This window comes from Cellulomonas sp., from assembly GCF_036279715.1.
In the GTDB taxonomy this organism is placed as follows: Bacteria; Actinomycetota; Actinomycetes; order Actinomycetales; family Cellulomonadaceae; genus Cellulomonas_A.
On the sequence record NZ_DASUIR010000065.1, the window covers coordinates 51,001 to 63,294 of the forward strand.

At 72.2% G+C, this 12,294-nt stretch carries 14 protein-coding genes; 8 read left to right on the top strand and 6 right to left on the bottom strand.

The window, feature by feature from the left end; genetic code table 11:
- The first annotated feature begins 107 nt into the window (after positions 1 to 107).
- From VFW79_RS06825 to VFW79_RS06840, 4 genes are all read left to right on the top strand, one after another.
- Complete coding sequence (locus tag VFW79_RS06825; protein WP_329676595.1) at positions 108 to 980, top strand: 3-methyladenine DNA glycosylase; 873 nt, start codon at positions 108 to 110, stop codon at positions 978 to 980.
- Positions 981 to 1,047: 67 nt separating this feature from the next.
- Positions 1,048 to 1,446, top strand: a complete 399-nt coding sequence (locus VFW79_RS06830) for a DUF302 domain-containing protein (RefSeq protein WP_329676561.1) — start codon at positions 1,048 to 1,050, stop codon at positions 1,444 to 1,446.
- A 62-nt stretch (positions 1,447 to 1,508) separates the two neighbouring features.
- Positions 1,509 to 1,772 carry a metal-sensitive transcriptional regulator gene (locus VFW79_RS06835; protein WP_329676562.1) on the top strand — a complete coding sequence of 88 codons (264 nt, stop codon included), beginning with the start codon at positions 1,509 to 1,511 and terminating at the stop codon, positions 1,770 to 1,772.
- Positions 1,769 to 2,398, top strand: a complete 630-nt coding sequence (locus VFW79_RS06840; RefSeq protein ID WP_329676563.1) for a class I SAM-dependent methyltransferase — start codon at positions 1,769 to 1,771, stop codon at positions 2,396 to 2,398. Before VFW79_RS06835 ends, VFW79_RS06840 begins: the two co-directional genes overlap by 4 nt.
- 42 nt (positions 2,399 to 2,440) lie before the next feature.
- Here the strand turns inward: VFW79_RS06840 and ppk2 are convergent, their stop codons facing one another.
- A complete protein-coding gene (gene ppk2, locus VFW79_RS06845) occupies positions 2,441 to 3,286 on the bottom strand; it encodes a polyphosphate kinase 2 (protein WP_329676564.1) in 846 nt (281 codons plus the stop codon).
- 68 nt (positions 3,287 to 3,354) lie between these two features.
- Between ppk2 and VFW79_RS06850 the strand changes: the two genes are divergently transcribed.
- From VFW79_RS06850 to ybaK, 3 genes are all read left to right on the top strand, one after another.
- Positions 3,355 to 5,916, top strand: coding sequence for a DEAD/DEAH box helicase (locus VFW79_RS06850; protein ID WP_329676565.1), 2,562 nt, complete (start codon positions 3,355 to 3,357; stop codon positions 5,914 to 5,916).
- 166 nt (positions 5,917 to 6,082) lie between these two features.
- Positions 6,083 to 6,631, top strand: a complete 549-nt coding sequence (locus tag VFW79_RS06855; RefSeq protein ID WP_414647900.1) for a VIT1/CCC1 transporter family protein — start codon at positions 6,083 to 6,085, stop codon at positions 6,629 to 6,631.
- 37 nt (positions 6,632 to 6,668) lie between these two features.
- Complete coding sequence (gene ybaK, locus VFW79_RS06860; protein WP_329676567.1) at positions 6,669 to 7,166, top strand: Cys-tRNA(Pro) deacylase; 498 nt, start codon at positions 6,669 to 6,671, stop codon at positions 7,164 to 7,166.
- A gap of 2 nt (positions 7,167 to 7,168) precedes the next feature.
- Here the strand turns inward: ybaK and VFW79_RS06865 are convergent, their stop codons facing one another.
- Positions 7,169 to 7,567 carry a YccF domain-containing protein gene (locus tag VFW79_RS06865; RefSeq protein ID WP_329676568.1) on the bottom strand — a complete coding sequence of 133 codons (399 nt, stop codon included), beginning with the start codon at positions 7,565 to 7,567 and terminating at the stop codon, positions 7,169 to 7,171.
- A gap of 99 nt (positions 7,568 to 7,666) precedes the next feature.
- Between VFW79_RS06865 and VFW79_RS06870 the strand changes: the two genes are divergently transcribed.
- Positions 7,667 to 8,437, top strand: a complete 771-nt coding sequence (locus VFW79_RS06870) for a YggS family pyridoxal phosphate-dependent enzyme (RefSeq protein WP_329676569.1) — start codon at positions 7,667 to 7,669, stop codon at positions 8,435 to 8,437.
- 61 nt (positions 8,438 to 8,498) lie between these two features.
- Here the strand turns inward: VFW79_RS06870 and VFW79_RS06875 are convergent, their stop codons facing one another.
- The 4 genes from VFW79_RS06875 to VFW79_RS06890 all read right to left on the bottom strand — a co-directional run bounded on the left by VFW79_RS06875 (position 8,499) and on the right by VFW79_RS06890 (position 12,294).
- On the bottom strand, positions 8,499 to 8,957 hold the full coding sequence (locus VFW79_RS06875; protein ID WP_329676570.1) for an NUDIX domain-containing protein: 459 nt from the start codon (positions 8,955 to 8,957) through the stop codon (positions 8,499 to 8,501).
- Between the two features lie 47 nt (positions 8,958 to 9,004).
- Entirely contained in the window at positions 9,005 to 10,243 is a 1,239-nt protein-coding gene (locus VFW79_RS06880; protein WP_329676571.1) for an LCP family protein, read from the bottom strand.
- Between the two features lie 86 nt (positions 10,244 to 10,329).
- Positions 10,330 to 11,406, bottom strand: coding sequence for a biotin/lipoate A/B protein ligase family protein (locus VFW79_RS06885; RefSeq protein WP_329676572.1), 1,077 nt, complete (start codon positions 11,404 to 11,406; stop codon positions 10,330 to 10,332).
- A gap of 9 nt (positions 11,407 to 11,415) precedes the next feature.
- Positions 11,416 to 12,294 carry a hypothetical protein gene (locus VFW79_RS06890; RefSeq protein WP_329676573.1) on the bottom strand — a complete coding sequence of 293 codons (879 nt, stop codon included), beginning with the start codon at positions 12,292 to 12,294 and terminating at the stop codon, positions 11,416 to 11,418.

Sequence of the window (12,294 nt, forward strand, 5' to 3'; positions counted from 1 at the left end):
AGACGGCGCACGCGGCGGCGTTCCAGCCCGCGAGCCGGGAACGTCCAGTCGGTGAGATCTCGGAGGGAGCCGGCGCGTCGCCCTACCCTTGACGCGTGAACCTCGTCATGCCCGCCGCCGCGTGGCGGCCGCTCGCCGAGGCGCACGCAGCCCGGGCGGACACCCTCACCTCCGCGCATCGCGCGCGCAAGGCCGCACACGAGCGTCATCCGATCGACGACTTCCTCTACGACTACTACGGGACCAAGCCGACTCTCCTGCGGCGATGGCACCCGGGCACAGGCGTCGCCCTGGGCCCCACGCCTGACGGACTCGCGGAGCACGCCGGCTGGCGGTGGTACGGGACCGACGAGGACGGCACGGTGGCCATCGACCTCCGGTCGTTCGCTGCGGACCGCGGCGACACCGTGCGGTACGTGCGCACGCTGCTCACCGCGACGGCAGACCGCCCCGCGCACACCGGCTGCTTCGGCCTGCACGAGTGGGCGATGGTCTACCGCCAGGATGACGCCCGACGTCGGCACTCGCTCCCCCTGCGACTCGGACGCGACGGCACCGACGCCGTCGTCGAGGCGCACCCGCTGCGCTGCTCCCACTTCGACGCGTTCCGCTTCTTCACGCCCGACGCGGCCCCGCGGAACCGGGTCCAGCTCACGCGCGCCGACCAGGTCGGCGACGAGCAGCCCGGGTGCCTGCACGCGAACATGGACCTGTTCAAGTGGGCGTCGAAGCTCGGTCCGCTCACGCCGGGCGACCTCCTGCTCGACTGCTTCGAGCTCGCACGGGACATCCGCACCCTGGACATGCAGGCGTCGCCGTACGACGTGTCGTCGCTCGGCGAGCCGGCCGTGGCGATCGAGACGCCCGAGGGCAGGGCCGAGTACGTCGCGCGGCAACGCGCCTTCGCCGAGCGCGCCTCGGCCGTCCGGACCCGTCTCGTCGCCGTCTGCGAGCCGCTCGTGCGCACGTCGGCGGAATAGGCCTCCCCTTCCTCGCGCTATACCCCCGCGGGTAATCTGACCGCACCCGTCGACGAGAGGCCCGCAGATGAGCTACGGCACCACCACCACGGTCGACCAGCCCTTCGGCCCGACCCTCGCGGCCGTCAAGGACGCGCTCAAGGCGCAGGGCTTCGGCATCCTGACCGAGATCGACATGGCGGCCACCCTGAAGGCCAAGCTCGACGTCGACATCGCCCCTCAGGTCATCCTCGGCGCGTGCAACCCGCCGCTCGCCCATCGCGCGCTGCAGGTCGAGGACCAGATCGGCCTGCTGCTGCCGTGCAACGTCGTCGTCCGGTCGCTGCCCGACGGTCGCACCGAGGTCGCCGCGATCGACCCGCAGGTCATGGTCACCCTGACCGGCAACGCAGCCCTCGCGGCAGTGGCCGACGAGGCAGCCGACCGGCTCGGCGCCGCGCTGCGCAGCCTCGTGCCCACGACGTGAGCGTCCCAGATCAGCTGATACCCAGGCGGGTAACCTTGGCGGGACGAGAGAAGAGGATCGGCATGGAGCTCGACCGCACCGAGATGGGCAAGGTCATCAACCGGCTCAAGCGCGCCCAGGGCCAGCTGGCCGGCGTCCAGCGCATGCTCGAGGAGGGTCGCGACTGCGAGGACATCGTCACGCAGCTCGCCGCGGTGAGCCGCGCTCTCGACCGTGCCGGGTTCGCGATCATCGCCACCGGGATGCGGCAGTGCCTCACGCAGACGGACGGCGAAGAGCAGCTCGACGTCGCGAAGCTCGAGAAGCTGTTCCTGTCCCTGGCATGAGCACCACCGGCATGGACGCGGCCGCCTGGGATGCGCGGTATGCCGCGGGCGGCCGGGTCTGGACGCCGCAGCCGAACGTGTGGGCGGTCGAGGCACTCGGCGACCTGAGGCCCGGCACCGCGCTCGACCTCGGCACGGGTGAGGGCCGGCACGCGCTGTGGCTCGCGGAGCTCGGCTGGGACGTGACGGCTGTCGACTTCTCCGCCGAGGCGCTCCGCACCGCCCGCGCGGTCCAGGCGGCCGACGCACCCGGCACGACCGCGCGCATCGACTGGGTCCACGCCGACCTGCTGACGTACGCACCCGAGCCCGGTTCGCAGGACGCGGTCCTGGTCATGTACATCCACCTGCTCGCCGCCGACCGACGCGCGCTCGTCCGGTCCGCGGCGCGCGCGCTCGCACCGGGCGGCACCCTCCTCGTCGTCGGCCACGACCTGACCAACCCGGCCGAGGGTGCAGGCGGGCCGTCCGACGCGACGGTGCTGTTCACGGCGCAGGACGTCGCCGCGGACCTGGCCGGGTCGGCGGGGGTCGAGGTGCGGCTCGCGGAGCGTCGAGCGCGAGCCGTCGAGGGAGCGCCGCGCCCCGCGCTCGACGCCGTCGTCGTGGCCGTGCGCACCGCCTGACAGCGCGCGCGCTGCCCCTCGCGGCACCCACCGCGATACACCTCAGATGTTCTTCTCCGGGTCGCCCAGCAGCTGGGCGACATGGTCGGGCACCGTGGTCGTCAGCTCCCGCGGGGGCCGCACGTAGCCGCTCGACGCAGGCGGCCGGTCGGGCAGCACGACCTTCTCGTGGGGCACGTCGGTGTACGGGATCGTCGAGAGCAGGTGCGCCATCATGTTGAGCCGTGCGTTCTTCTTGACGTCGGACTCCACGATGAACCACGGGCTCGCCGGCACGTCGGTGTGCACCAGCATCTCGTCCTTCGCGCGGGAGTAGTCCTCCCACCGGTTGATCGACTCGAGGTCCATCGGGCTGAGCTTCCACTGCCGCGCCGGGTCGTGCAGGCGTGAGCGGAAGCGCCGCAGCTGCTCGGCGTCCGAGACCGAGAACCAGTACTTGCGCAGCAGGATCCCGTCGTCGATCAGCATCTGCTCGAAGATCGGCGTCTGACGCATGAACCGCGTGTACTCCTGCGGGGTGCAGAAGCCCATGACGCGCTCGACCCCGGCCCGGTTGTACCAGGAGCGGTCGAACAGGACGATCTCGCCGGCAGCCGGCAGGTGTGCGATGTACCGCTGGTAGTACCACTCGCCGCGCTCCCGCTCGGTCGGGGTCGGCAGCGCCGCGATGCGGGCGACGCGGGGACTCAGGTACTGCGTGATGCGCTTGATCGTGCCGCCCTTGCCGGCGGCGTCCCGCCCCTCGAAGATCACGACGATCCGCGCACCCGTCGCCCTGGCCCACAGCTGGACCTTGACGAGCTCCGACTGCAGCCGGAACAGCTCGGCCTCGTAGACCTTGTCGGACAGCTGGGGACCTCGGCTCGCGCCCGCCTTCTTCTTGCCCATGACGGGACGTTAGCGCTCCTGGCCCCCCGCCGCGCCCCTGCGACGCACGAGGCTGGGAGGATGGTCCTGTGCCCGCTCCCCCACGCCCGTTGAACCTCGCCGAGCGGATCCCCGCCGACCCCTCCGACCCCGACGCGCTCTACGACGCGTTCGTGGGCTGGGCGACCGACCAGGGCCTCGCGCTGTACCCGCACCAGGCGGAGTCTCTGCTCGAGCTCGTCACCGGATCGCACGTCATCCTGTCGACGCCCACGGGGTCCGGGAAGTCGCTCGTCGCGATCGCGGCGCACTTCATCGCCCTCGCGCAGGGCCGGCGCACCTACTACACGGCGCCGCTCAAGGCGCTCGTGAGCGAGAAGTTCTTCTCGCTCGTCGCGGCCTTCGGTTCGCAGAACGTCGGCATGATGACGGGCGACTCGGCGGTCAACCCCGGCGCGCCCATCATCTGCTGCACCGCGGAGATCCTGGCGAACATCACGCTGCGTCACGGCGACGACGCGGACGTCGGCCAGGTCGTCATGGACGAGTTCCACTTCTACGCCGACCCGCAGCGGGGCTGGGCGTGGCAGGTCCCGCTGCTCGAGCTGACGCACGCGCAGTTCATCCTGATGTCCGCGACGCTCGGTGACGTCAGCTTCTTCGCCGAGGACATCGCGCGCCGCACGGGCGTCCCGGTGGCGGTCATCGCGGACGCCGAGCGGCCCGTCCCACTGACGTTCTCCTATGCGATCGAGCCGCTCCACGAGCTGCTCGAGGAGCTCGTCCGGACCCGGCGCTCCCCGGTCTACGTCGTCCACTTCACCCAGCGTGAGGCCGTCGAGCGGGCCCAGGCTCTCATGTCGATGACCCTCGCGAGCCGCGAGCAGCGCGACCTGATCGCCGACGAGCTGGGCGCGTTCCGGTTCGGCCCGGGGTTCGGCAAGACGCTGTCGCGGCTGCTGCGCCACGGGATCGGGGTCCACCACGCCGGGATGCTGCCCAAGTACCGCCGCGTCGTCGAGCGCCTGACCCAGAAGGGCCTGCTCCAGGTCGTGTGCGGCACCGACACGCTCGGCGTCGGCATCAACGTCCCGATCCGCACGGTCCTGCTCACGTCGCTCGTGAAGTACGACGGCGTGCGCATGCGGCACCTGTCGGCGCGCGAGTTCCACCAGATCGCCGGGCGCGCCGGCCGGGCCGGCTTCGACACCGTCGGCGAGGTCATCGTGCTCGCGCCCGAGCACGTCATCGAGAACCGCAAGCTGCTCGCCCGGGCGGGCGACGACCCCAAGAAGATCAAGAAGATCGTCCGCAAGAAGGCGCCTGACGGCGCGGTCAACTGGACGGACAAGACCTTCGAGCGGCTGCGTGACGCTCCCCCGGAACCGTTGACGTCGAGCTTCAGCGTGACCCACGCGATGGTCCTCAACGTGCTCGTGCGCCCGGGCGACCCCGTGGCGGCGATGACACGCCTGCTCACCGACAACCACGAGCCGGAGGGTGCGCGCGGCCTGCACGTCCGTCAGGCCGTGGCCGTCTACCGCTCGCTGCGCACGGCCGGCGTCGTGGAACGCGTGCGGCTGCCCGACGACGGGACCGGGCACGTGCGCCGCACGGTCCGTCTCACGGTCGACGTCCCCGCGAACTTCGCGCTCAACCAGCCCCTGTCGCCGTTCGCGTTCGCCGCGCTCGACCTGCTCAACCCCGAGGACCCGGCGTACGCGCACGACGTCGTCTCGGTCATCGAGGCGACGCTCGACGACCCGCGCCAGGTGCTGTCCGCGCAGGAGAACAAGGCCCGCGGCGAGGCGGTCGCCGCAATGAAGGCGGACGGTCTCGAGTACGACGAGCGGATGGCGCTGCTCGAGGGCGTGACGTACCCGCGACCGCTCGCCGAGATGCTGAACGCAGCGTTCTTCACGTATCGCCGCACCAACCCGTGGGTCGCCGACCAGGAGCTCTCGCCCAAGTCGATCGTCCGCGAGATGCACGAGAAGGCGATGACGTTCGCCGAGTACGTCCAGGTCTACTCGCTCGACCGTACCGAGGGCGTGCTGCTGCGCTACCTCGCGGACGCCTACCGGGCGCTACGGCAGACGGTTCCCGAGGAGGCTCGCACCGAGGAGCTCAGCGAGCTGATCGAGTGGCTCGGCGAGCTCGTCCGGCGCACCGACTCGAGCCTGCTCGACGAGTGGGAGCGGCTGCGCAACCCGCTCGACGAGACCGGCGCAGACGTGCCCGGCGGGATCGACGACGACACCCCGCCGCCCATCACGGCCAACCCGCGCGCGTTCCGGGCGCTGGTCCGCGGTGCGCTCTTCCGACGTGTCGAGATGGCGGCCCGCGAGCGATACGCGGCCCTCGGCGCCCTGGGCGACCTCGACCTCGAGGGCGCGCCGTGGGACACCGACCGCTGGGCGGATGCGCTCGACCCGTACTACGACGACCACGACGAGATCCTCACCGGCTCGCCCGCACGCGGACCCGGGCTCTTCCAGGTCACCGAACGGGCCGCGACGTGGGAGGTCCGCCAGCTGCTCGACGACCCGGCGGGCGACCACGACTGGCGCATCGACGCCGTCGTCGACCTCGAGGGGTCCGACGTGGCCGGCGAGGTCGTGCTGCGGATCGCCGCCGTCGGGCCGCTCTGAGCGCGGGCCGGACCCGAACGAGCCCGGCCCGACGCACCGTGGCAAGGTAAGCCAATCCTGCGTTTGCGCAGGTCAGGACAGCCAAACCTGCGATGACAGATCCCCGGGCGCGCTCTACCCTTACCGCGTGACCACTCAGACAATCCCGGACCTTGGTCCTACGCGCATGGTGATCGACGGCGCCAGCGCCACGCGCCTCAACTGGCTGCGCGCCGCCGTCCTCGGCGCCAACGATGGGATCGTCTCCATCGCCGCGCTGGTCGTGGGTGTCGCGGCCGCGTCCTCCTCGCTGTCCGCCATCGCCATCTCGGGCGTCGCCGGGCTCGTCGCCGGCGCCCTGTCGATGGCCTCGGGCGAGTACGTGTCGGTCAGCAGCCAACGCGACGCCGAGCGTGTCCTCATCCAGCGCGCGAGGGAGGGTGGTGGCTCGGGCGAGCACCACCTCACCAACGCCTGGCACGCGGCCGGGGCGTCGCTCGCAGCATTCTTCGTCGGCGGCATCATCCCCCTCGTCGCGGTGCTCGCGACCCCGGCGGCCGCTCGGGTCATCGCGACGTTCGTCGCCGTCGTCGTCGCACTCACGCTCACCGGATACCTCAGCGCGCGGCTCGGTGGCGCGCCCGTCGCCCGCGCGATGGCTCGCAACGTGGTCGGCGGCGGCCTCGCCATGGCCATCACCTACGGCGTCGGCAACCTCGTCGGCCTCGCCTTCTGACGCAGCTCTCGGCACCCGTGCGCCGTAGCCTGCTCCGGTGAGCAAGCCGCACCACACCCCCTCCGGCACCCCGGCGCTCGTCGCGCTCGCTGCGGCGGGCGTGCCCCACACCGCGCACGTCTACGAGCACGACCCCTCCACCCCGGTGGGCTACGGCCTCGAGGCGGCACATGTGCTCGGCATCCCGCCCGAGCAGGTCTACAAGACCCTCATGGCGACCGTCGACGGTGCGCTCACGGTCGCGGTCGTCCCCGTGGCGGGCATGCTCGACCTCAAGGCGCTCGCCCAGGCGGTCGGCGGCAAGAAGGCCGTGATGGCTGACAAGAGCGCCGCGGAGCGGGCCACCGGGTACGTCGTCGGAGGGATCTCCCCGCTCGGGCAGAAGACCGCGCACACGACAGTGCTGGACGAGACGGTGTGGCTGTTCGACACCGTGTTCGTCTCGGGCGGTCGGCGCGGGCTCGACGTCGAGCTCGCCCCCGAGGACCTCGTGCGCCTGACGGACGCGATCGTCGCGGACATCGCCCGCGGCTGAGCTCAACGGCCGTATGCGGCGAACGCGCGATCGGTCGGCACGATCTGCTTGCCGAGCGGCAGCAGCGAGATCGGGATGAGCTTGAGGTTCGCGATCGCGAGCGGGATGCCGATGATCGTGACGGCGAGGGCGGCCGCGGTCGTGAGGTGCGCGATCGCGATCCACACCCCGGCGACGAGGATCCAGATGATGTTGCCGAGCACCGACCAGCCGCCTGCGTCAGGCTTGTCCACGATCGTCCGGCCGAACGGCCACAGCACGTAGTTCGCGATCCGGAACGAGGCGATGCCGAACGGGATCGTCACGATCAGCACGCAGCAGAGGACGCCGGCCAGCGCGTACCCGACCGCGAGCCAGAATCCCGCGAGCACGAGCCAGATCAGGTTGAGGAGGGTCTTCACGACACCCACTGTCCACCACCGGCGGTGCGTCCGACATCGGGGATCGCCCTGACACGGGTGCCGACCGTCCCAGGGATCACCCCGGTAGGGTGTCGCCTCGTGATCTCCGACGACGCACGCGCCAAGGTCGCGAGTCGCCTCGCGCGGGTTCGCGACCGCATCGCCGCCGCGGAGATCGATGCGGGCCGCCCCGCGGGTTCGGTGCGTCTGCTGCTCGCGACCAAGACCGTGCCCGTCGAGCTGGTCCGAGCTGCGCTCGACGCGGACAACCTCGCGCGCACCGCCCTGGACGCGCGCCCTGGCACCCGTGGGCCGAGCTCTCCGGTCATCCTCGGCGAGAACCGGGTCCAGGAGCTCGTGGCCAAGGCGCCGCACCTCGCCGACCTCTCCCCCGAGCTGCACCTCATCGGTCCGCTCCAGTCGAACAAGGTCGCTGCGGCCTCGCGCTGGGCGTCGTGCATCGAGTCCGTCGACACCCTCGGCCTCGCGGTGCGGCTCGCTGACCGTGCGCTCGGATCCGGCCGTGTCCTCGAGGTCTACGTCCAGGTCAACGTCTCGGGCGAGCCGACCAAGCACGGCGTTGCTCCGCAGCAGGCGGTCGAGCTCGCGGTGCAGGTCGCGGCACTCGGGGGCCTGCGGCTGCGCGGCCTCATGACGGTCGGCGCCAACACGCCCGAGCAGTCGGCCGTCCGCGCCGGCTACGCGCTGCTGCGCGAGCTCGGCGAGCGGATCGTGCGCAGCGGCTCTGACGGCACCGCGGGCGCGACAGGACTGTCGATGGGCATGAGCCGCGACCTGGAGCTGGCGATCGCCGAGGGCGCGACGGTCGTCAGGACCGGGACCGCGGTCTTCGGCACCCGGCCGCCCTGACGCCCCTCAGCTGCGATCGGCGGGCCGCACTGCACTGCGCAGGGGAGCCCCGGCCGTGCGGTCATTGCAGGCTCCCGACCGCCGCCCACGCCAACGCACTGTCGACGAGCTCGGCCCTCAGCTGATGCGGGAGCGCTTCCAGCCGGACCCATCCGAAACGCTCGGCCGACGCGTCGAGGTCGTCGTCGAGCAGCCCGCCGACGATGCGACCCGCGTACACGATGCGGATCGCGTGCGTGTCGGTCGACGCCGAGCGACGGTTGGACGGGACGAGCGAAGCGCGCCACGAGTCGATCCCGAGCACGTCCCGGACCTCGACGACGAGCGACGTGCGTGCCAGGACCTCGCGCCGGACTGCGGTCGGCGGGTCCTCCCCGAACTGGAGCGCACCGCCGGGCAGCGTCCACGCCGGTCCGCTGGGGCTACGCCACCGCTCGAGCAGCACCCGGTCGTCATCGACACAGAGCGCGTAGGCCGCGACTCGTGTCGCGCGGTCGCGCCCCTCGACGGTCCCCTTCATCGCACTCCCTCCGGGACGCGGCCACGATGCCGCGCTCCGGCACGCTATCAGGACGAGAACGGCCCGCAGAGGGCCTCGTCCGGGTCGACGCCGGTCCGCGGGGGAGGCGCCGGCGTCGGGGCGGGGCCCGGGCCAGGAGCGGCCGGCAACCCCGCCGTCGGCTCGACGACCGGTCCGCCCACCGTCGCGTCGACCACTCCGGTGATCGGCACGTCGGCCGCGATCCGCTCCCACAACGTCGTCGCGTCGTCGGTCCACACGATGCGCCCCTTCGTGCCCGGCCCCCACGGCACCGTCACGAACGTGACCGTCGACGGATCGATGCCGCGCAGCCCCCACGCCATCCCGGGCAGCCCCGCCGCCAGCCCGTCGGACATCGTCAGGGAGCGGGTACCCGCGTCGAGGAAGTGGGCGAGGCTGACCGGGCTCGTCAGGACGTCTGCCGACAGGGCCTTGCGTACGACGGCCGCGATGAAGTCCTGCTGGCGCGCGATGCGCTGGACGTCGGAGCCGTCACTCCCGGTGACGTACCGCGCACGCACGTAGTCGAGGGCCTGCGGCCCGTCGAGGTCGTGCCAGCCCGCGGCCAGGTCCAGCTCGGTGTTGTCCTTGTAGTCCTTGAGGGCCGTCGGGACGCACACGCGGATCCCGCCGATCGCCTCGACCATGCCCTGGAAGCCGGCGAAGTCGACCAGGGCGAACTCCGTGACCGCCAGGCCCGTCATGGCGGCGATCGTGGACATCGTGCACGCCGCGGCCAGACCGACGTCCCCGGCGCTCCCCCCGATCGAGAACGCCGCGTTGAACTTGTCCGTGCGGGGCCGCGACATGCGGCCCGCGGGGTCGCGGTCGAGATGGCACGCGGGGATGTTCGCCTCCGAGTCCCGCGGGATCGACACCGCGTCGACCCGGCTTCGGTCGGCTGCGAGGTGGACGACGATCGTCGTGTCGGCCCGCATCCCGTCGACCTCGCCACCGATCGCCGCGTTACCACCCGAGCGCGTGTCCGAGCCGATCACCACGAACGTCACGGCTCGCCCCGCCGACAGGTCCGCGGCGGGCAGGTCCGTCGGCGAACCCGTCGGCGCAGCGATCAGTCCGTCGAGCGATCCGACGGTGCCGACGTTCCCGCGCAGCCGGGACACGGCGACCGCGGTCGCTGACCCACCGAACGCGAGCACCGCGACGACCACGAGCGCGACGCGGCGCCCCGGCGCTGCGCGGTCGCGCCGGGCACGCGAGTGGCGCGGGGTCCGGGACGGACGGGACCGCGCCAGATCGGGCATGGTGCCACGCTAGGAGACCGAGGGCCGGCGCGGGCCTCGTTGCTGTGGACGGACCGTGAAGATGCGGTGCGACCGGTCGCGGCCGGTCAGGGGACGCGCGCGGTCCACTCCGCGGTGCCGAACTTCGTGGCGACCAGCTCGGACGAGCGCGCCAGCTCGTCGTCGCGCAGCGCACCGTCGACCGTGGCGTACCGGGACCGAAAGTGCGCCTTGAACGCGTCGATCACCTGCTCCCGGGGCAGCCCGGTCTGCGAGCGCACGGGGTCGACGCGCTTGTTCGCGCTGGTCGTGCCCTTGTCGGACAGCTTCTCGCGACCGATCCGCAGCACCTCGAGCATCTTGTCGGCGTCGATGTCGTACGCCATGGTCACGTGATGGAGCACCGCGCCGCCCGCCAGCCGCTTCTGCGCAGCACCGGCGATCTTGCCCTCGGGTGAGGCGATGTCGTTGAGGCCCGCGTAGGCAGCCGTGACGCCGACGTCGGCCAACGCCCCGAGCACCCAGTCGTCGAGGAACGCGTACGACTGCTCGAAGGACAGGCCGTCGACCAGGGACGCCGGCACCACGAGGGAGAACGTGATGCAGTTCCCGGCCTCCATGAACATCGCGCCGCCACCCGAGATGCGCCTGACCACCGTGATGCCGTGCCGTGCGGCACCCTCGGGGTCGACCTCGTTGCGCAGCGACTGGAACGAGCCGATGACGACGGCGGGCTCGACCCACTCCCAGAACCGCAGCGTCGGACCGCGCCGACCGGCGACCAGCTCTTCGCTCAGGACCTGGTCGAGTGCCGCGTGCACCGCGGGAGGCAGCGGACCCGAGTGGATGAGCTCGAAGGTCAGGTCCTGCCACGACGTCGCGTGGCCCAGTGCCCGGCGCACGGCGATCGCGACGGCCTCCGGGGTGAAGCCCACCATCGTCACGGGCGCGGAGAGCGTGCCGTCGACGTCAGCGGCCGCGAGTGCCTGCTCGATCGCGCTCGCCAGCTGCGGCACCCGGGCGTCGGCCGCCTGCCCGACGAGCGCCGCGTCCATGACGGCCAAGGCCTCGTCCGGGTCGAGGAAGAAGTCGCCGCTCACCGCGACAGAAGCCAACCGACCGTCGACGACCTCGACCTCCGCAGCGACGAGCTTGCCACCCGGCACCTTGTATTCTCCGCGCACGTCTCCAGCCTAGGTGCCCGGTTGCGCGGCCAGCGCCGCGGCAGCCCGCGCCGCGACCGCCTGGAACATCGCGTCGATCGTGCCGCCGGAGCCGACGACGCCGGCGTCCGCCGGCGCACCGTCCTGGGGCCGGGCGCTCGCGGTCCACGTCACGATCGCGTTGCCGACGAGCATGTGCCCGTGCAGCTGCGGCTCGACCACGCCCCCAGCGCTCAGCTCGGTGCGCTGGACGAGCGACGGGTACCCACCCTGCGCCTCGGTCGCGGGCGACGCCGTGGTCGTCGAGGTCACGACGCCCCCGTCCAGCTGGCTGTACACGCCGCACGCATCGACGGTCGTGACAAGGAGCCGGAAGGCGGCCTCGGCGGTCGGTACGTCCGGAAGCACCGTGACCCGCTGGGCGAGCTCGACGCGCGTCCCTGACCACGACCGCACGTCGAACGCCGCGGGCGCCTCGGCCACGACGGTGCTCGCGACCGTGCACGTCGCGGGCTCGATCGTCGACCCGGCCGGCAACCCCCAGGCAAGCTGACCCGAGGTGATCGCCGGTGCCATCCCGGCCGCAGCGGCAGGGATGGCACCGAGGATCTCCTCCGGGGAGACGAAGAGCAGGGCGAGAGTCGTCGCGTCGAACACCGGCGGTTCCGGGCGCGCGGTCGCGGCGGGACCCGGGCCCGGCGTCGTGCGTGCGGTCGAGGTCGCGTCCGGGCCGGCCGTCGGGGCGACCGAGGTCTGCCCGTCGCTCGCGCCGGGCGGCCGCTCGGCTGCCCAGGGCTGGGTGCTGGCGACGGCACCGGCGAGGACCACGACGGCAGCAACGATCCACCACGGCCACGTGGGGCGTCGTCGCACCCGGCCGCCCGTGGACGTGGCCTCGTCGTGCGACAC

Bases quoted from the DNA above. Each gene is read 5' to 3' on its own strand.
- VFW79_RS06875 (WP_329676570.1), bottom strand. From the start codon at position 8,957: ATGAAGGGGACCGTCGAGGGGCGCGACCGCGCGACACGAGTCGCGGCC.
- VFW79_RS06840 (WP_329676563.1), top strand. From the start codon at position 1,769: ATGAGCACCACCGGCATGGACGCGGCCGCCTGGGATGCGCGGTATGCC.
- ppk2 (WP_329676564.1), bottom strand. From the start codon at position 3,286: ATGGGCAAGAAGAAGGCGGGCGCGAGCCGAGGTCCCCAGCTGTCCGAC.
- VFW79_RS06880 (WP_329676571.1), bottom strand. From the start codon at position 10,243: ATGCCCGATCTGGCGCGGTCCCGTCCGTCCCGGACCCCGCGCCACTCG.
- VFW79_RS06835 (WP_329676562.1), top strand. From the start codon at position 1,509: ATGGAGCTCGACCGCACCGAGATGGGCAAGGTCATCAACCGGCTCAAG.
- VFW79_RS06825 (WP_329676595.1), top strand. From the start codon at position 108: ATGCCCGCCGCCGCGTGGCGGCCGCTCGCCGAGGCGCACGCAGCCCGG.
- VFW79_RS06830 (WP_329676561.1), top strand. From the start codon at position 1,048: ATGAGCTACGGCACCACCACCACGGTCGACCAGCCCTTCGGCCCGACC.
- VFW79_RS06855 (WP_414647900.1), top strand. From the start codon at position 6,083: ATGGTGATCGACGGCGCCAGCGCCACGCGCCTCAACTGGCTGCGCGCC.